Source organism: Phormidium tenue FACHB-1052 (assembly GCF_014696675.1).
GTDB classification, from domain to species: Bacteria; Cyanobacteriota; Cyanobacteriia; order Phormidesmidales; family Phormidesmidaceae; genus Nodosilinea; species Nodosilinea tenuis_A.
Genome location: NZ_JACJQN010000004.1, coordinates 264,909 through 283,729, shown reverse-complemented (window position 1 = coordinate 283,729; position 18,821 = coordinate 264,909). Strand labels below are relative to the sequence as shown.

The window sequence follows — 18,821 nt, the reverse complement described above, 5'->3', positions numbered from 1 at the left end:
CAACCGGGCGAACCTGGGTATGGAAGTGATGCACGAGCGCAATGCTCACAACTTCCCCCTCGATTTGGCTACGGCTGAGGCACCTGAAATCATTGGCTAGTTCTCATCGACTACCCCATTGATTGATTAGCAAAGGGCGCCCCCCGCATGGGGGGCGCCCTTTGCATAGGAAAGCGTGGAATCGCATACGCTGCGATCGCAGGTTGGTCTAAACTTTAGGGCTGTTGTTATTAAGAACTACCCCATGCTGGAGTTTATGACCCTGCCCAATAACCTACTGCCTCCGGTAGCCCCTTACTCCCATGCGGTGCGGGCGGGAGACTTTTTATTTATTACCGGGCAGCTAGCGGAAGATCCGGCTACAGGCGAAGTTGTCAAAGGCCCGATTGAAGACCAAACTCGGCGGGTAATGGATAATTTGGCCCTGGTGCTCGACCACGCGGGCAGCGGTTTTAACAAGGTGGTCATGGCCAGGGTATTTGTCACCGACTTTCGCTATTACGAAACGGTGAACGCCATCTATCAGTCTTACTTTGGCGATGCTCCCCAGCCCAGCCGCACGACTGTAGGGGTCACGGCTTTGGCAGGTTATGGAGATGTGGAGATTGATCTGATTGCCTATTGTGGGGAGTGAATTAGTGGGTGGATGGGGAGTGGTTCTCTGAAAAATCTCCATCCACAAGTTTCACACAAAGCCAAACATCGAGACAAAGCAAGCCCCGTTAACTAGGGCAGTCAGCACGGCGGTAATGATCACCCCCTTAGCCATGGCGATGTACCCTCGTCGCCGAAGAGTAATCACCAACGGAATTACGTAGAGCAGCTGCCAAAATAAGAACCCCGCCGCCCCGATTACCCAAGGAACGGCAAAGGCATAGTCACCAACGCCAGCTACGGCCACCAACAAACCTAAAAGGAATATCAGTGCCCCTGCTACAGCATGGCAGCCCAGCAGCAGCAGCATGCCTTTAACAATTTCCAGAATTTCGTTTTGAGGCGTGGGGTTGTTTTGGGGGGTGGGATCGGTGGGGTTGGTCATGGGGTTGAGGTAGCAGACTGAACTTCGGCTAGTTTAGCGGCTCCGGCACTGCCCTCCCGGTAAAACAGGTTGTAGGTGTCGAAGGGAATGATGCGGCCATCGGGGTGGACGATGTGAATGCACGATCGCTTCACCGATCGCACATCAAAGTTATAGGCATCGAGAAACTGCACAATCATAATGCGAAAAATATTTTCGTAGCTGATGCCGCTAGGCACGGGCACCTGGGGTAGGCAGCACAGCAATTGCTTCAGCGCATTGGCCGATGACTGTGGGGAATGGCTGGTGGAAAACAGCTCGAAGATTTTTTGTTTGAGCTGGGGGTCTTGCTCGTAGAGCACCGAGTTAGGCATCATTTCCACAAAAGTCGGAGTTGAGAACATGCCCGTCAGCGGAATCACCTGGCCTTTGACCTTGATGGCGTAGGCCATCGCCAGCGAGTCGGGGTGGCAAGGCACCGGCAGAATATCCTGAGGTTTGAAATGGGGGCTTTGGTCGAGAATAGCGCGGCGCACTTCGGTGAGGGTGTAGCGATCGCGCCCCGCCTCAAACCCCTCTAGTCTGCCTGCCGCCTGGATCGGCTGAAACGTCACGCCGCGCACACACCGCTGGGCTAGGGCATAGTCAATGATTTCGCCAATTTCGTGGTCGTTGAGCCCTTTCTTGAGGGTGACCACCAGGGTAGTCGAGAGGTTGAGGGCGTTGAGGCGATCGATCGCCTGCTGCCGGGTAGCGCGCAGGTCAGCCCCTCGCAGTTCGCGCAGGGCTTTTTCTTCAAAGCTGTCGAATTGGAGATAGATTTCGGTGCCGGTTTTGTACTCGGCGAGGCGATCGCAAAACGCCGCATCTTGAGCAATGCGCAACCCGTTGGTGTTGATCATCAAATGCTGAATCGGTCGGGCCTTGACCAGTTCTAGTACCTCAAAAAAGTCGGGATGCAGGGTGGGTTCGCCACCGCTGAGCTGCACCACCTGAGGCGCGCCCTCGTTGGCCACTACCGCATCCAGCATGCGCTTGATCTCGGCTAGGGAGCGGTGGCGGCGGAGCTGACTGGCGGCGTTGTGCTCCTCGGCACCCGAGTCGGCGTAGCAGATGGGGCAGCTCAGGTTGCAGCGATCGGTCAGCTCGATCAGCGTCAGGCAGCTGTGCTGCTCGTGGTCGGGGCAGAGGCCGCAGTCGTAGGGACAGCCGTAGCGAATCGGGGTGTTGAACTTGAGGGGCATATCCCCCGGTTTGATAAACGCCTGGGTTTGCCGGTAGTATTCTTCATCGTCGGCAATCAGCACCTCTTCGCGCCCGTGGGTGGGGCAGTGCTTGATCAGGTAAACGCCCCCCTCTTGGAACACAATTTTGGCCTCGACTTTGCCCAGGCAGCGAGAGCACAGGCTGTTGGTTAAGGCGTAGAAAAGATAGGGGCGGGTAGGCATGGGGACGTTGTTACGAAACTGTGACCTCTCGCCGCAAGAGCTGGCGTAACCCGTAGGCTATTCCCAACAGACAGGCGAGTTGAATAAAGCTTAGCCCCAAGAGCGGCTGAAAGTCGGGTTTAAGAAAATCAACAGCAAAGCGAAAGCCTAGGTAGCCGACCAGATAGAGCTGAAACAGCCTGCCGTTGGGGAGATCACGTTGCCGATACCGGGCCAGAATTAATCCCAAAACCATCAAGAACCCCACCTCGTAGAGCTGGGTAGGATGGCGGGGCAAACCGTCGCCAAAGTCGATGCCCCAGGGCAGATCGGTGACGGTGCCGTAGGTGCGATCGCTCAGCCCAGTCAAAAAGCACCCCACCCGCCCGAGCGCTGTCCCCACCAGCAGCGGAAACACAAAGGCATCGCCGGTCGATCGCGTCAGACCAATCCATTTTTTGGTCAGCTCCACGCCTATCAGCCCACCCAGCAGCGCCCCCACCACCGTTTTGCCCTGCAAGCCCAGCAGCAGCCACGATCGCCAATCGCTCCATAACAAATCCCCATGCTGGAGCAGCACCAAAATTTTGGCCCCCACCAGCGCCCCGATCAGCCCACCTATCACCACCGAGCTGCGCTGACTCAGGGGGATAGCGTCGCGACTGACGTTGCGGCGTAGCAGCCCCATGGCGACCCCGTAGGCCACCACCTCAAACACAAAATGGGGGTGGAGCTTAAACGCCCCCACCCCCAAATAAACCGGAAACACCATAGATTGACGCGAGTAGGTGGGGTGAAACGCAGTGTAACCCAACGGAGTCCACCTGTTAGGTGTCGCTGGCGCTCTACCCAACCTGCCCTTGGTCGCTAACCGCGCATCTTCTCAGACCAGACGCGGGTGGGCAGGCCCCACACATAGATAAAGCCCTCGGCGGCCTTGTGGTCAAAGGCATCGTCGGAGCTGTAGGTAGCTAGGGCATCGCTATAGAGGGCCAGGTTAGACTCGCGGCCCACCACTCGGTTGGTGCCCTTAAACAGCTTCACCCGCACGGTGCCGCTGACGCGTTCCTGGGTTTGCTGAATGAAGGCATCGAGCGCCAGCTTGAGGGGGCTGTACCAGAGGCCGTTGTAGACTAGGCGGCTGTAGGTTTCTTCAATGCCGCGCTTGTACTGGGTGACGTCGGCGGTGAGGGTCAGGCTCTCCAGGTCGCGGTGGGCGTCGATCAGCACCAGTAGGGCGGGGGCTTCGTAGATTTCGCGCGATTTGATGCCTACCAGGCGGTTTTCGATCATGTCGATGCGGCCTACGCCGTGGCGACCGGCGATCGCATTCAGCTGCGTAATCAGCTCTACCGGGCTTAGGGCTTCACCGTTGAGGCTGGTAGGCAAACCCTTGGTAAAGCCGATGTCGATATATTCCGGCTCGTTGGGGGTGTTTTCGATCGCCTCGGTCATCAAAAAGACTTCTTCTAGCGGCTCGGTCATGGGGTTTTCGAGCGGCCCGGCCTCGATGCTGCGGCCCAGCAGGTTGCGATCGATGCTGTAGGGGCTGGATTTCTTCACCGGAAATTCGAGGCCCATTTTTTCGCCGTAGGCAATGGTCTCTTCGCGGCCCATACCCCACTCGCGGGCGGGGGCTAGCACCTTGAGGTTGGGGTTGAGGGCGGCGATCGCCACATCAAAGCGCACTTGGTCATTGCCCTTGCCGGTGCAGCCGTGGGCGACGGCATCGGCCCCGTAGCGATCGGCGGCTTCGACCAAGGCTTTGGCGATTAGCGGGCGTGCCAGGGCGGTAGAGAGGGGGTAGCGGTTTTCGTAGAGGGCGTTGGCCTGAATGGCGGGGAAGGCGTAGTCGGTAATAAATTCTTCGGTCAGGTCAGCGATTAGGGATTCTTTGACCCCGGCATTTAGCGCCTTGAGGCGAATGGGCTCTAGCTCGTCGCCCTGGCCCAGATCTGCCGCCAGGGTAATCACCTCTTTAACGCCCCACTCATTCATCAGGTAGGGAATACAGACGGTGGTATCGACGCCACCGGAATAGGCTAAGACAACTTTCTCTGCGCGACCCATGGGCAATTCCCTACTTTCGTTAGACGATTCGTTGATGCAGCCGTCTTGAGCGGACGACTGGCTGAGCCAAAGATTGGGGTTCTAGATAGAACAGTAACGCTCTGGCCATGGCTATCTTATATGGAGTTGCCCGCTCTGCACTACGACGGTTTAGCAAGATCTGATGACATGTGTGTCAATCCCAACGATAGATGTGCTCTGGGGATAGTTACAGGGTGTAGTCTCGCCGAAAACGATTATCGATCTTGGCACTTTTCTTTTGATTACAGCCTTTGCAAAGGGTTTGTAAGTTGCTGATGTCGTTGACGCCACCTTTCGCAAGAGGGAGAATGTGATCAATTTGCAACTTGACTTCTGAACTCTTTTTGCCGCAAGACTTACATTGATGATTATCCCTATTCAAAACATATTCTCTAACTGATTTTGGTATAGGAATTCGCTTTATCCGAGTCATTTATTTTGCTCATCAAACTTACTAATCTTTGTTCTTAGCTCGTCTAAGGGATTGTCTTCAGGATTCTGTGGATTTCGTTCTTCTTCATCAGGCATGAAAACACACTCAATTCTCATCTTTCCTTTTTGCCAATCTCCTTTGCCTAAACGCATAACCTCTACCTCTACCCAGTCGAAAATTGAAGTTTTTGAACTTCGATGAATGAATCTCGCCTTGAGGTCGTCAATCCTAAAGGTTCTTGGCAAGCTAAAGCTACTTCTGAAATCATTTTCAGTGTTGTTTAGCAGAATTACTTCTTCGTCAGCTAATACAATCCTTTTATTTTCCACAGTTAAGCCTTGCCTACTATTTCTATACAACCTTTCTAAGCTCATCCAGTTCAGACTCGCGATCATTCTCCTGGTAACCAGCATCTTCAGCCTCTTGAGGAGCGTCTGGTATAAAATTTACTTGAATTCGAACCTCTAACTTTCCAAGCTTCCATCCAGGATGCTCAGAGCTTAGCAGTTTGCAAACTATTCCACTGCTGAGGAAGCTATTGTCTTTTAGATCTATTCCATGATTCTGAAGAAGGGAACTATAAACATTACTTGCAATACTTGAGCTTAAATGTTTCAATGCTTTCTCGATTTGGGCAAACCTGTAGATCTTGCCAGTAGACTCAAGCAAGATTTCATCAGAATGGCGCGCTCTCTTTTGTAGAAAGATCTCAAACACATCATCTTCTTCAATGCCAGAGTATTCAATGTCCATTTCTGCCTCGCTACAGTTCTCGGTATTTGATTAGAAACATTTCGTTTGCTTACAAAAAGCCTCTGTCTTTACAGCTAGTTCTTCGGAAGATAGCCTTGTTGTGAATCTGACAGAATAGCTTCCAGATCTCGTTGACTCATATTAGGCAGTTTGTCTCGATCTAATTGTATGCTCTCAAGAAAATCATTGATTCTATTAACGACAGAATTGTAAGTATCGATATCTGCCTCAAGCTCGCGTCTTCTCATTTGGTTAGCCTCTGCTTTCTTGACGGCTTCTTTTTCTAAGGTTTGTGAAAGATATTCGCGGGCGTGATCATATTGCTGCAAGATAGCAGTTCTCTGCTCGTCTGCTATTTTTAGTAAATGAATATTCAATGTTTGGTTAATAGTTTGACGGTATGTTCTGAGTACTGTTTCTCTCACCTTTTGCTCGAAATCCAGCTTGAGAAGTTGTCGAATGGCTGGCTCGGCATCAATCATTGTGTGATAGTCATAACCTTGGCAGGCTTGTTGAAGAGTTTGACAAAGCTGCCAAACTGAAGGAGAACCTTCTTTATAAAATTCAGGGCGTTCTCGAACATAGCGATCGCACTCTGTGTGCGCCTCATTAATGATTGCCTCACAAATCAACTTCTGAGCTTGATTTAGCCTTTCTTCGATTCCTGCATCGTTTCCAAGCAAGTGATAGATGTCGCGATAATAATCTGAATCTCTAATTTGGTTGATAAATCTTTGAAAGTATCTTTGAACAAGGTCTTGGGAGCTATTTACAAGTACTTCCTCTAAGCCATTTGCCAAATAGTAAAATGCCTCAGCCAATATACCCAATAAAGGAACAACTGAGTTTCTTCGATGACTGGCTTGAGCTTTCTGATAAACAGTTTCGACACTAAAGGTATGAATTAGCTCATCTAGCCGAGTCACCATTTGAGCTTTTAGCTTAAGGAAATCACGCTCAAATTCTTCGTTGTAGTTGCTTGCTGCTATTCCATTTATCTCATCCTTGATCGCAGCTTCAAATTGATCTCCAACATCTTTAAGCTCTGCTGCAAGCTGTCTAGTTTTCTGAGATTTTATTTCCTCTGCTGTTTGAGGTTGTTGAACTAAAATTTGGTGCTGATGAAGATAGAACTCTCGAAGTGCTGTACAAACAGGGTACAGATCATTGATAAGCGTACTTATCAGTTGGGGTTTCTTCTCATAAACCAGGTAATTTATGATCGACTCACGAAAGACCTCCAGCCCACTATCCTGAATCATTTTTTGGATGAGGGGCTGGCCGTGTTCACCGAGAACTCGAACATAGTTCTGGTTGGGTGACTCATAGCCTCTAATTTCTGCTTTAAAGGAGCTATCAAACAGATTTCCAGAATTCCCGCAGTAGTTGTTGAATTCAGTTACGAAGAGCGGTGTCTCTTCGTTGTTGCTTAATCCTTGAATCTCTTCAAGAAATAGACTGTCTAGACCAAACCTATCACTTGCGCTAGTTTCTTGAATCAAACGACCGTAAAACCCTAAAAGACCACTCGTTTGAAAAACTCTTGAACTATCCCTGAACTGTGTTTTTATACAGTTTTCTAAGCGCTTGCGGAGCTGTGGATTGTACCATGTTTTATCAACTCGATTAAATATATAAAATACTCTGTCTCGAATGCCAGGATTATTTTGTATTGTTTCCAAAAGTTCCGTTTCTTCAGCGGTAAGCTCGCCAGTTTCAGCGGTTTTTAAAACACAGACAATAGCAGATGTATCTGGATGCTGGATTTTCTTGTAAGTAAGCTCTGCGTCCTTACGCACCGGGGCGTCAATACCAGGGGTGTCAATTAGAATATTGCCATCTTTAAGCAATGGATCACAACAAAAGTATTCTATCCGCTTCAGGACAGCACTATTTGAACCTCGGCGAGCATAATTGGCTGCTTCCTGTAACGTGGAGAAATTAAACTTCTCCATGGAATATGTTGCGTTGTCTTGAGGATTGATAAATTCACGGTTCTTCTCGTAACCCTGAATCAGTAGTGACAAAGCATTTGCTTGCTTTGCCTTTTCTGAGCGATGCTCACCCCTTTCTTCGTCAATAATTTTTTGGCAACTCTGTCTCACAAGCTGACGAGCTGCATTGTCAAAGGTTGAACTTGTAACTTTGATTCCTAACCGACTACTGTTGACGGTTACCTGCTCTACAATTTCTGCTTCACTTAGAAAGGTCAAAACTACTTTTTCTTGACCTGGCTCAGCATAGGCAATTCTACACTCTGTTCCTGTGGCATGTCCTTCTGAACTGTAGAGTAGCTTTCTGCCTAAAAGCGCGTTGATTAGCATTGATTTTCCAGCGCTAAAAGCACCTGAAAAAACAATTTCAAAGGTGGGCGAAACAACTTTTCTTAAAGACTCCTGAATAACTGTGAGGTTGTGTTGATTCCGAAGACTAGGCTCTTTGGAAAACAAGCTGATCAGATTGCCAATATCCTGTTGCAATTCAGGGTATTGAAAAGAATTGTTTTCCATAGTTTGCCACCGATGCACTTACTGTTATTTTTTTAGGCTCACATAAGCATTCCCACATCAGGTTGTTGAACTCTTACATTTATCGTCTATATATCGCCAGTGCGCAGCAGTGAGGAACTGCCGGGTGGGCATAGGGTAGGTTTGACACGACGGGAGTTTGCAGGCAGAGCCACAGCGGGCTATGGTCTATTTTCGTCAAGCAAGTTGCCTCCAAAGGGGACGAGTACCTTCGCCTTTTAGCCAAGATCTCGGTCAAGTTCCAGGCACCCGTCCCCTGACCAAAGCTTCCCTATCCAGGAAACTCCACAAACCGCCGATACGCCTCTGCTGAGCCCATCTGCTTCAACACACTACCCATCTGCGGCAGAGTGCCCCGCCGCAACTCCACATAGTCGCAATAGCTCGAAAACTCCCACTCCTCCGGGCGCTGCACCAAACACGCCCTCACAGGGTTCAGGTGAATATAGCGAGTCAGTTGCAGCAGGTAGGCTTCGCTATCGACATGAATGGTATTGAATCGCCCCTGAAACAATGCCCCACAGCGTTTGTAGCGGAGGTTAATAGCGTTGGTGTACGACATCGTAAATCGCTGCATCGCCTTTGATAGTCCATCTTCGCGCAGATAAACCAGCACATGGTAGTGGTTAGGCATCAGGCAGTAGGCCACAACATGCACTGTTTCGTCTGCGACAAAGTGGCGGAACTGCTTGAGAAAATAGAGATAGTTTTCTCGCTCGAAAAAAATACTCTGGCGATTGTTGCCTCGGTTGTAGAGATGGTAGTGCTCTCCTGGCACCAGGTTGCGCTGCGATCGAGGCATAGCCCTACGGTTTGAATGTCATAACTGTAGAGTTCCCCGCATCAGGGGTCAGGTGCCTTCATCTAAGGGTCTTGGCATCAGGGGTCTTGGCATCAGGGGTCTTTGGCATCAGGGGTCTTTGGCACCAGGGGTCAGGTGCCTTTGATGCTGCGACAGGTAACATCACGGCTTGAAAGGCACCTGACCCCTTAAGTGGCTTGCGTTAACCCACTTGCCGATCGCGCCTCAGCAAGCTAAACACCTCCCCTTGCTCTGGGGTAATCAAAATCCCCGATCGCGGTATCGCAATCAACTGGCTCCAGGTAGCCTGGTCTGCATAGTTCAGCACATGCAGTTGGTTGATGGTGGCTCGCACCCCTTCCGGCGAGCCAATCACCAAATGGCGTAAACGCTCGCGCCCCGGCTGCGCCTCAGGATTCGCCAGCAGCAGCGGATTGGTCGCCTCCCGGTTCTGGGCAGACGACACCAAATATGGCAAACACAACATAGTTGAGGGATTCCTTTTTTGAGGGTAGGTAAGGAATCCCAAAAACTTGGCCGCCCCAGACATGTTGCAGTTCGAGACGGCCAGGTAAAATCACCTTAGCCTCCGAGACAGCTACTCCTGTCGACGAGGTTAGCCGCTGGTTGGTGCTCCAACACCTTCCAGTGGCGCTTGACCAAATTTTTGGGAAGCAAAGCTGCACGCACACAGCCTTAGCTCAGTAAAGTACCCTATTCAAACCTCTAAATCAAGTCAAAATCGCTACCTGCTCAGATAGTTGCCGCTCATATTGTCGTTGTGCAGCGTCTCTCACTGTTACCTAAGTTACCGCCCGCGCCTCTGTTATTGCCGACACCTTGAATGCTGTACCGCAATGCTTTAGTGTTGCGGCTGCATGCTTTAGTGTGAGGCCGCAATGCTTTAGTGCGATCGCTCAACATCTCATTGTGGGGCGGCAACTTGTTAGATTGTGACGCGACAATGCTGCTGCGCTCGCGCAATTGTTTAAGTTGTCAATACACAATGCTTCTGTCATAGAGCAACTTCGAGTAGTCGCCTGCTGCACCCTTACCCGTTCAATACGCCATGCTTCTGTCATAGAGCGACTTCGAATAGTCGGTCGTTACACTCTGATCTGCTTAAGGCACAATGCTTCTGTCATGACAGCACATCAGTCAGTCACGCGCTGCATCACGACTGTTGCGCCAAAACTCGCTTCAACCCACGGCAACATTCATCCAGACCTAGGGGCATACGCAAGAGCGCAGGTGCACAGAAGTAGTAGCTGATATACCCGCCGCTGCAATTTGCTGCCATGCTATGAGGGTTGTCGTCAACGCGGTTTGCTATGGTTTCTGCGCCCTCCTCATCCGGCAATCCCCAGGGCATCTCTGCTACCCCTCGCGTCGCCATTCTCGCCGCTTTGGAACGCCTGATCGACGTGATCGCCCAACTGCGCCATCCCGAAACCGGCTGCCCGTGGGATTTGGCCCAAACCCCCACCAGCCTGATTCCCTACGTGATCGAAGAAGCCTACGAGGTGGTCGATGCCATTCAGGTGGGCGAAAAGGGGGCGATCGCAGAAGAACTTGGCGACCTGCTGCTTCAGGTGGTGCTTCAGGCCCAGGTGGCCAGCGACAACGGCGACTTTGACCTGGGCACCGTCGCCACCGGCATTGCCGACAAGCTAGTGCGCCGCCACCCTCACATTTTTGGAGATGCCTCAGGTGAGACTCCCGAAGAAGTCAGCCAAAACTGGGATCGCATCAAGGCCGAAGAAAAGGGCATTGCCCACGAACCCGACAAGCTCACCCCCAAACTGACCAAATATAGCCGCACCCTGCCGCCGCTGATGGCCGCCAGCAAAATCTCCGCCAAAGCCGCCAAAGCCGGGTTTGAATGGGACGACATTGATAGCGTGTGGGATAAATTTCACGAAGAGCTAAACGAGTTTCACGAGGCCTTAGCGAATGAACCTAAGGAAAATCAGCAGGCGGAGCTGGGCGATCTGTTGTTTACCTTAGTGAATCTGGCCCGCTGGTACGACCTCGACCCTGCCGAGGCATTGCAAGGCACCAACCGCCGGTTTATCAAACGCTTTGAGCTGGTGGAGGCGGTGGCAGAGAAGCCCCTGGCTGACTATTCAATTCAAGAGCTAGAAGCGTTGTGGCAGCGGGCGAAGGCGCGTTTGGCTAGGCCCGAAGGTTAGTGGTGGGCAGTGCCCACCCTACCAGAGCTGCCGTAGTGCCGCTCCATCTCCATACAGACCGATGGAGTTGCTGATCAGCGGTATGATTTAGCCCCCCTAACCCCCCAATTCTGGGGGGAACCGGACAACTTCAAAGTCCCCCAAAGTTGGGGGATTTAAGGGGCCGATGCAGCGACTTACTGCTTTGCAGATTCATGCCTTGATTCAGCAACGCTCAGACCGATCGCGGCTCTATCGTGGCGCGTCAGGTTTGTAGTAATCGTTGGCGTTTGGCGTCTGGCTGCCGCCGTCTTTATTAATGCAGCCAGCCTTATCGACGTAGCGGCAGACCCGGGCGTACAGCCGGGCTCGGTTGCCCGGTGGGCCAGCCGAGAAGAGTACGCGATCGCCCCCCACCATACCCACCATAATTTTGACGCCGCACACAGGACAGGTTTGGGGAGCAGCCATGGGGGAACCTCAATTGAACCTGTGAGGATTTTACCTTGTGGGGGGTGGGGAGTGAGGGGTGATGTGCTTAGAGATAGCTGAGTGAATTGCGCCAGGATTGCACTAGGGATCTCATCGGTTCAGGCAGCCAGCTATCGTATTGAGCATAGACGGGTAGACGGGGCTGGAGTTGCCAGCCAGAGGGGGCGATCGCATCCTCCAGAGATTCTGGCGTGGGGTGCTCATAATCAGGGTTTACCTCATCCACCGGGCTAATGCCGCCCAGATCCCTCGCGCCTGCGGTCAAGCAATCTAGCAGTCCTTGGTGACTGACCAAGTTGGGCGGAATTTGAATCGCGACCTCCGGGGGCAAACATTCCCTCGCCAGATGCACGGCTCTCACCAGCGCGGCTTCATCGAGCGACATCCCCGGCTGAAGCTGCTGTTGCCCAGGGCTGTGGGGCTGCAAAATGACCTCTTGAATGTGGCCGTAGCGAGTTTGAAGGGTGGCGATCGCCCCCAGCGAATCTACCCAGTCAGCCTCACTCTCCCCTAGCCCCAGCAGCAGCCCAGTGGTGAAGGGAATCCCTAGCTCTCCAGCCCAGGCTAGCTGTTGCAGCCGCGCTTCAGGCCGTTTGCTAGGGGCATGGCGGTGAACGGTATCAAGCAACTTCGGCGTGACTTGCTCAACCATGAGGCCCATCGACACATTCACCTGCCGCAGATGCGCCATTTCATCGCGGCTTAGAGGGCCAGCGTTGGTGTGGGGCAGCAGCCCAGCCTCTAGGGCCAGGGCACAAATTTGATAGATGTGGCAAAACCAATCGTCGCGGCGGGGGCTGCTGGGGGCTACCTCACCGCTGAGCACCAATACCTCGCACACCCCCTGACGACGCAGCGTGGGCAACTGTTGAGCCACATGCTCTAGACTCAGCCAGGGTGAGTGACCAGGGTCAACCCGAAAGTTGCAGTAAGTGCAGCGGTTAAAGCATTCGTAGGTGGGCACCAAGGTGTAGGCTCGGCTATAAGTCACCACCCGATGCGACCCATTCTGCGTCAATAAACCGCTGCGCGCATCAACTGCCCTAGCCTGATCCATACCAACGCTATCGCTTTAACCTTGCCAGTTTAGGTGAGTTTAGGCCACTTCGACCGTCACTACTTCCACCGGAAAGCCTGCCGCTTTCCAGGCGGCGACCCCGCCTCGCACGATGGCAACCTTAGAGAAGCCCGCTTCTCGTAGCTGCTCGGCTACAGCGGCGGCTTCGTCATCGGTATTGCTATAGATATAGAGATCGCGGCTGACCTCAAAGCAGCTAGCAGCTGTGGCTAGCAGTGAGTCAGCGGGCATCGAAATTGCGCCAGTGATGTGGCTCTCGTTAAAATCGGCGCGATCGCGGACATCAATAATCGTTAGCGCCGGTTCTCCCCAGTCCAACCGCTCCTTGAGATCGTAGACACGAGACTCAGGCCGCAAAGGCGAAGGCTTAGGCAAGAAGCCAAAAAAGCGTTTCATGGTGAGGAGGATCCTGGGAGAAGGCGTTCTCCTGCAATGTAACAAACCTTAATGGGGGGCGCAAACTTTTATTGAAAATAGTGGACAACTTAACCTATTCTCTTGCCCATATCAATTGAGATTTTCAATGAGCTTCCTTGACCCAGGCCTTCAAACCTGAGTCGAATAGTCCTAACAAAGTCCTCCAAATCGCTAAAAGCTTTGGCATACCGTAGGGTGGACACTGTCCACCAGCATTGAGTCAGCCCCATTCAACCCTGGGCCTAGAACCCTCACTAGATCCTTTGTTCCAGTGCCCACCCTGCGCAGTAGCATGGGATCAGTTGCCTTGGAGCCCCCTCCCTATCCCTGCCGACCACGTTTCTAATCCAGTGCCCCGTCGCATCCAGTTGCTGCCTAGAGATGTCATCCACAGCATCGCCGCCGGAGAGGTCATCGACTCTTTGGCGGCGGTTGTGCGCGAGCTGATTGAAAACGCGCTTGACGCTCAGGCTACGCATATTACCCTCGCCCTCTGGCCTGACCAGGGCCGGGTGCAGGTGGCCGACAACGGCACTGCTATGGCGCTGGAGAATTTACACCAGGCCGCCATCCCCCATAGCACCAGCAAGATCCATACCCAGGCTGATCTGTGGCAAGTGAGTAGTTTAGGCTTTCGCGGCGAAGCTCTGCACAGCCTGGCCCAGGTTGCTCAGTTAGAGATTTGCAGTCGCGCTCCCGGTGCAGAGTCGGGCTGGCGCGTCACCTACTCTGCCCAAGGGGAACCCTTAGAGACAGTCCCAGCCGCCCTCGCCCAGGGCACTGTGGTGACGGTCACCGATCTTTTTGAGGCCTGGCCCGCTCGTCGGGAGCGATTGCCAACGGCAACTCGCCAGCTTAGCCAGGTGCAGCGCGTTATCTACCACTGTGCCCTGGCCCATCCTACAGTGACTTGGGCCGTGCATCTGGGCGATCGCCCCTGGCTGGCCTTCACCCCCAGCCCTACCGCTAAAGGGCTCGTTCCTCAACTGCTGCGGGCCGTCAGCGAAAGCGATTTGCAGGAGGCCTGGCAGGCTGTCCCCTGGGCCGAAGGTGAAGGGAACAGCCTAGAGAATCTTCCTCTAAAAGCGGGAATCTATGGCCTGATTGGTCTGCCCGATCGCTGCCATCGCCCCCGGCCCGACTGGGTTAAAGTTGCAGTTAATGGGCGGATTGTCGCAGTCCCCGAGCTAGAGCAGGCTGTTGTGAATGCCTTTCGCCACACCCTACCTCGCCACCGTTATCCCCTAGCGTTTGCGCACCTCACCGTCCCCCCCAGCGACATCGACTGGAACCGCCGCCCCGACAAATTGACCCTCTACCTGCACCGGCTCGAAGACTGGACGGCACTCTGTCAAAGCCACGTAGCCACACTTTTAGGGCAGCAGGCCGAAACTCTGACCGATGCCAGCCAGCAGCATCGCGTTATCCAACTGCTCAAGACAGCGGAACCCAGCAGCGCCTATGGTGTTGCTGAATTGTCCGATGGGTTGCCCTATCGCGAGCGTCCGGGGAGTTTACGGGCGATCGCTCAAGTCCACAACCGCTACATTTTGGCCGAACAGACCGACGGCCTTTGCCTAATCGAGCAGCACATCGCCCACGAGCGCGTTCTCTACGAGCGTCTGCAAGCCCAGTGGCAGCTAGTGCCGTTAACCACGCCAGTTGTGCTGGAGGGGCTAACGGAAAAGCAGCTAGAACAGCTCCAAAGACTGGGTCTGAACCCTGAGGAATTTGGGCCAAATCGCTGGGCGATGCGAGCTGCGCCAGCCCCGTTGCGCGATCGCGACGACCTCCCCGACGCTCTGCTAGAACTCAGCCTTGGCGGGAATTTGGACACGGCTCAGGTGGCGATCGCCTGCCGCACCGCCATTCGCAACGGCACGCCGCTCGATCTCGCTACCCTGCAAACCCTGCTCGACGACTGGCAGCAGACCCGCAACCCCCGCACCTGCCCCCACGGTAGACCCATTTGCCTGACGCTGAGCGAGACTAGCCTGGCCCGCTTCTTCCGCCGCAGCTGGGTAATCGGCAAAAGCCACGGCATTTAGGGCAAGGTCAGGCACGGCGGGGTCAGGCCGCGAAATTTTTTGGGTCTTGATCGCGGCGGTGGCGAGTTGGTAGCGGTTCGGGCTGAGCCTCCCCAACTAATGCGGCAGTGGCCTCTAGGGCTTCGCGCAGGCGCTTAGCGGCATAGATCGACATATCGCGGGGAACATTGATGCGATCGCGCAGATATCGTAGGCCCAGCTCAGCCCCAGCCGGAGGCTTGCAGGACTCCCCCGTCATCAAATACGTCAACGCACAGCGCAGGGCCAGATCAATCACATCCTTCGCGGCAGGATTGACCTTAATAATGTTGCCTCGATGCTTCACCACGCGAGTTAGGGCCTCAACGCGGGAGGTTTCTGGCTCTGGGTAGGCTACATCGGGCAGGCCAAACCAGGGGCCAAGATCAACCTGGGCCTGGTTGCGCCGGGTCTGAGGCAAATCATTCTCGTAGCAGCCCCCCATCTGCGGCGGCAGATCATGCACGTGGGTGTGAAAGTCGCTCTGGGTACCGCGATAGGTTGAGCGGCTCTCCAACCCATCAAACCAGTCCTTGAGGCGAGGGTTCTCCTCCCGCAGCGAGTAGCCCTTGTAGTAATAGAGGCTGGCATTCATGCGCTCCACATAGGGCACAAACACTACGTCGCCGGTGCTAAATTCTGGCAAAAAGAAGGGGCCAGGAGTAGCAGCCAATGCCTGCTCTACCCGTTGCACCACTCCCCCAAACTGTTCGCCAGCTCGCTGGTCTGCTGCTGGCGATCGCGCTGGCTGACACAGCCACATACACCAGGCCCGAAACAGCAGCCGCTCTAGCTGCCGCAGTGGCACCACCGCTGGATCTTTCATTCCCCATTGCAGCGGCCCAAACGCCTGCTCCAGCGCCAGCAAAATATCATCGCTTTCGGTAATCATCCGCCCGTCTAACTCCAGAGCAGGCAGCATTCCCGACGGTACCTTGCGCTTGTACCAGGTTTCCTTCTCGCCATAGCAAAACATGGTGACCTTTTCGATGCGGTAGGGCACCTGCTTTTCTTCAAGCCACAGCCACACTTTTTGGCAATAGGGGCACCAGGCGTGATTGTCTCTGTAAAGAGTGACCCGCACTGCCGACTCAGGCTGGCCAAACAGGCGTAGCCGAGACTGGGCATTGGTAGGGCCATTCACGTAGTCAACAGAAAAATCGGCCATTTCTTCCAGGGCCGACCAGCTAAGGGGAGCAGTTGTCATAAATCAGGGCATGCGATTAGTTCACTACCCTGATTGTGCCAGGTTCAAAGGAGGGTTTAGGGTTCATGGTTTAAGGTTCAAAGCAAATTCCTTCAACCTCACACCCTGTACCTAAAACCCTTGCTAGGCCTTATTGTTTTCGATGGCCCAGCGGGCTAGCTCTGTGCGGTTGTTTAGGCCAGTCTTGCCCAGCATGTTGCTGACGTGGCTTTCAATGGTGCGCTGGCTGACCTGAAGCTCGTTGGCAATCTCGCGGTTAGCCATGCCTCGGGCGACAAATTGCACTACCCGCAGCTCGGTAGGTGTCAACTCCACATCGAAGGGAACTTGAATCGCTGGGCTGCCGCCACCCTTAATTTGCTGTTTGATCAGCCGAGAAGCCTGTTTGAGGGAAGACTCTACCTGGGCAACTAGCTCCTCAGGCTCGAAGGGCTTGACCATATAGACGTCGGCCCCGGTGTTCAGCCCCTTCACGCGATCCTGACTTTGGCCCTTGGCGGAGAGAAACAAAATCGGAATCCACTCGGTGGAGGGATTGCCTCGCACATGGCGCACAAAGGCGTGGCCATCCATCTCAGGCATCATCACGTCGCAGATGATCATGTCTGGGGTGGTATTTTCCAGCATGTCCAGGGCTTCTCGTCCGTTGCCCGCTGTCTTCACCTCATAGCCACGGAACTCAAGATAGTCCTTGACTAACAAGATCAGGTTTGGGTCATCGTCAATTAGCAGAAGCTGCTTTTGATCGCCTGGGGTTGAATCCTTCATGCTTTGACAGTCACTGCGATTAGCTCATCGTTAAAACTAAGTATGCCCCCAAAAGCCCGGTGCACTTACATTGAATAACGCAGCACCGCGAGCTCTGAGCCTCACCCCCCTAATTGTGGTTAAAGGGCTAGTGCTTATTGCTGATGATACTTCAACAAACTGATATCAGCGTGCGTTGGCCTGGGGCCGGTTCTAGAACCATCGCCTTCCAAGGACCACCGTTGCAGCTCAGGGTTATGGTGAATTTCAGCAATTGCACCTATGGCAAGCGGTCGCCCTAACATTAGGACGACCGCTTGCCGTTGACTAAGCCTCTGTGTTGCAATGCAGCAAACACTGGCTATTGCCACACTGCAACATTTCAACGTGTGCCACAGAAGGCTGCCTCTTGGTCAATTACGGCAACAGCACCGTGTCAATGACGTGGATGACGCCATTGCTGGCCTCAATATCAGCCGTAACCACATTTGCTTCGTTGATGGTGACAGACTCTTCACCCACGGTGACTGTCACGGGAGCACCGGTTAGAGTATCCACCTCGCCAGAGGCCAAGTCTGTGGAGCGAACTTCGCCGTCTACCACGTGATAAGTCAGAAGCTGCGCCAGCTGATCACGGTTTTCGGGCAGTAGCAGCTCATCTAAAGTTCCCTCGGGCAGGGCTTCAAAAGCTTCGTCAGTGGGGGCAAACACGGTGATAGATAGTTCGCTATTGCTCAGGGCTTCAGTGAGACCAGCGGCTTCAATAGCAGCGGTCAGAATTTCAAAGTTTTCGTCACCAGCGGCAATCTCAGCAATGGACTGCTCAGTGCTAGCGGTAGGCTGCTCAGCGTCAGTGGGTTCTTCAGCGGTAGGCTCAGCACCAGTAGGCTCTTCAGCGGTAGGTTGCTCAGCACCAGTGGGCTCTTCAGCAGTAGGCTGCTCAGCACCAGTGGGTCCTTCAGCGGTAGGCTGCTCAGCATCAGCGGGTTTTTCCGCAGCGCTGGGTTGCTCAGTGTCAGTGGGTTCCTCCAGATCTACAGCGGCAGGCTGCTCAGCCTGAGGCTTGTAGGTATCAGAGATAGCCTGCTGAGGAAACGCAGTGATAGCAGCAGGAGCGGCACCAAAAAGCACTAGACCTAAGGCAATGCGAAGAGTGTTCGGAGTCATGGAAAGTTACGTCCTAACAAGTGTTACAAGTGTCTGGCTGACAGCGTTACATAGCTTAACCAGACCTGACGAGTTGTAACACGCTACCAGGAGGCAACTATCCCTCCTCCGATAGAGTTGTTTCGTTCCCCAAAAAGAACAAAAAAATTGGCAATTTCCCGCTTGCTAACCCTCAACGTCTGTTTAGGCTGGCCAACAAAACAGTATTAGGATTGCTAATTTATACATTGGAATGCAGGATATACGCAACGTGCGACCGATGGATCAGAACAATGTCGGCACTGCTTTTTCCTAGTTTAAAAAATTGGGTGAATAACAACAACTGAGTAGAACGCGGGGATGATGCGATCGCGATCGGTCAATTTCTCTCAAGCTCCCATATCGACAGGGAGAAGAATTAAGTGGCTCTATGGCGATGTAGTGG

At 53.4% G+C, this 18,821-nt stretch carries 19 protein-coding genes; 3 read left to right on the top strand and 16 right to left on the bottom strand.

The features are described from left to right. The first annotated feature begins 244 nt into the window (after nucleotides 1-244). Nucleotides 245-634, top strand: coding sequence for a RidA family protein (locus tag H6G07_RS08660; protein WP_073607764.1), 390 nt, complete (start codon nucleotides 245-247; stop codon nucleotides 632-634). Nucleotides 635-685: 51 nt separating this feature from the next. Here the strand turns inward: H6G07_RS08660 and H6G07_RS08655 are convergent, their stop codons facing one another. The 10 genes from H6G07_RS08655 to H6G07_RS08610 all read right to left on the bottom strand — a co-directional run bounded on the left by H6G07_RS08655 (nucleotide 686) and on the right by H6G07_RS08610 (nucleotide 9,539). Then, complete coding sequence (locus H6G07_RS08655) at nucleotides 686-1,039, bottom strand: hypothetical protein (protein ID WP_073607765.1); 354 nt, start codon at nucleotides 1,037-1,039, stop codon at nucleotides 686-688. After that, nucleotides 1,036-2,466 (bottom strand): radical SAM protein, encoded by a 1,431-nt coding sequence (locus H6G07_RS08650; RefSeq protein WP_073607766.1) that lies wholly within the window; start codon nucleotides 2,464-2,466, stop codon nucleotides 1,036-1,038. Before H6G07_RS08650 ends, H6G07_RS08655 begins: the two co-directional genes overlap by 4 nt. Before the next feature lie 10 nt (nucleotides 2,467-2,476). Further along, a complete protein-coding gene (locus tag H6G07_RS08645) occupies nucleotides 2,477-3,259 on the bottom strand; it encodes a prolipoprotein diacylglyceryl transferase (protein WP_242026673.1) in 783 nt (260 codons plus the stop codon). Between the two features lie 53 nt (nucleotides 3,260-3,312). Further along, a complete protein-coding gene (locus H6G07_RS08640; protein WP_073607768.1) occupies nucleotides 3,313-4,515 on the bottom strand; it encodes an argininosuccinate synthase in 1,203 nt (400 codons plus the stop codon). A gap of 208 nt (nucleotides 4,516-4,723) precedes the next feature. Further along, nucleotides 4,724-4,969 (bottom strand): HNH endonuclease, encoded by a 246-nt coding sequence (locus tag H6G07_RS08635; protein WP_073607769.1) that lies wholly within the window; start codon nucleotides 4,967-4,969, stop codon nucleotides 4,724-4,726. Beyond that, the gene (locus tag H6G07_RS08630; protein ID WP_073607770.1) at nucleotides 4,966-5,298 is read right to left on the bottom strand and encodes a KGK domain-containing protein; all 333 of its coding nucleotides are present in this window, start codon (nucleotides 5,296-5,298) and stop codon (nucleotides 4,966-4,968) included. The genes H6G07_RS08635 and H6G07_RS08630 overlap by 4 nt, the downstream gene beginning before the upstream one ends. A 22-nt stretch (nucleotides 5,299-5,320) precedes the next feature. Next, a complete protein-coding gene (locus H6G07_RS08625; protein ID WP_073607771.1) occupies nucleotides 5,321-5,722 on the bottom strand; it encodes a KGK domain-containing protein in 402 nt (133 codons plus the stop codon). Between the two features lie 74 nt (nucleotides 5,723-5,796). Then, complete coding sequence (locus H6G07_RS08620) at nucleotides 5,797-8,232, bottom strand: dynamin family protein (protein WP_073607772.1); 2,436 nt, start codon at nucleotides 8,230-8,232, stop codon at nucleotides 5,797-5,799. Between the two features lie 289 nt (nucleotides 8,233-8,521). Then, nucleotides 8,522-9,052 carry an REP-associated tyrosine transposase gene (locus tag H6G07_RS08615; RefSeq protein ID WP_073607773.1) on the bottom strand — a complete coding sequence of 177 codons (531 nt, stop codon included), beginning with the start codon at nucleotides 9,050-9,052 and terminating at the stop codon, nucleotides 8,522-8,524. 202 nt (nucleotides 9,053-9,254) lie between these two features. Beyond that, on the bottom strand, nucleotides 9,255-9,539 hold the full coding sequence (locus H6G07_RS08610; RefSeq protein ID WP_073607774.1) for a hypothetical protein: 285 nt from the start codon (nucleotides 9,537-9,539) through the stop codon (nucleotides 9,255-9,257). 844 nt (nucleotides 9,540-10,383) lie between these two features. Here H6G07_RS08610 and mazG point away from each other — a divergent pair. After that, nucleotides 10,384-11,244, top strand: coding sequence for a nucleoside triphosphate pyrophosphohydrolase (gene mazG / locus H6G07_RS08605; protein WP_073607775.1), 861 nt, complete (start codon nucleotides 10,384-10,386; stop codon nucleotides 11,242-11,244). A 231-nt stretch (nucleotides 11,245-11,475) separates the two neighbouring features. Here the strand turns inward: mazG and nblD are convergent, their stop codons facing one another. The 3 genes from nblD to H6G07_RS08590 form a co-directional block, all read right to left on the bottom strand. After that, on the bottom strand, nucleotides 11,476-11,694 hold the full coding sequence (gene nblD / locus H6G07_RS08600) for an NblD family protein (protein WP_073607776.1): 219 nt from the start codon (nucleotides 11,692-11,694) through the stop codon (nucleotides 11,476-11,478). Nucleotides 11,695-11,761: 67 nt separating this feature from the next. Further along, on the bottom strand, nucleotides 11,762-12,709 hold the full coding sequence (gene cofG, locus H6G07_RS08595; protein WP_338420686.1) for a 7,8-didemethyl-8-hydroxy-5-deazariboflavin synthase subunit CofG: 948 nt from the start codon (nucleotides 12,707-12,709) through the stop codon (nucleotides 11,762-11,764). Nucleotides 12,710-12,811: 102 nt separating this feature from the next. Continuing rightward, complete coding sequence (locus H6G07_RS08590; protein WP_073607778.1) at nucleotides 12,812-13,189, bottom strand: rhodanese-like domain-containing protein; 378 nt, start codon at nucleotides 13,187-13,189, stop codon at nucleotides 12,812-12,814. A 371-nt stretch (nucleotides 13,190-13,560) separates the two neighbouring features. Between H6G07_RS08590 and mutL the strand changes: the two genes are divergently transcribed. Next, on the top strand, nucleotides 13,561-15,258 hold the full coding sequence (gene mutL / locus H6G07_RS08585) for a DNA mismatch repair endonuclease MutL (protein ID WP_139296969.1): 1,698 nt from the start codon (nucleotides 13,561-13,563) through the stop codon (nucleotides 15,256-15,258). 22 nt (nucleotides 15,259-15,280) lie between these two features. On the opposite strand, the gene H6G07_RS08580 is transcribed toward mutL, so the two are convergent. The 3 genes from H6G07_RS08580 to H6G07_RS08570 all read right to left on the bottom strand — a co-directional run bounded on the left by H6G07_RS08580 (nucleotide 15,281) and on the right by H6G07_RS08570 (nucleotide 18,397). Further along, the gene (locus H6G07_RS08580; protein WP_073607779.1) at nucleotides 15,281-16,483 is read right to left on the bottom strand and encodes a glutathione S-transferase family protein; all 1,203 of its coding nucleotides are present in this window, start codon (nucleotides 16,481-16,483) and stop codon (nucleotides 15,281-15,283) included. Nucleotides 16,484-16,606: 123 nt separating this feature from the next. Continuing rightward, nucleotides 16,607-17,251, bottom strand: a complete 645-nt coding sequence (locus H6G07_RS08575) for a response regulator transcription factor (protein ID WP_073607780.1) — start codon at nucleotides 17,249-17,251, stop codon at nucleotides 16,607-16,609. Between the two features lie 396 nt (nucleotides 17,252-17,647). Beyond that, the gene (locus H6G07_RS08570) at nucleotides 17,648-18,397 is read right to left on the bottom strand and encodes a fasciclin domain-containing protein (RefSeq protein ID WP_139296970.1); all 750 of its coding nucleotides are present in this window, start codon (nucleotides 18,395-18,397) and stop codon (nucleotides 17,648-17,650) included. Nucleotides 18,398-18,821: the final 424 nt, after the last annotated feature.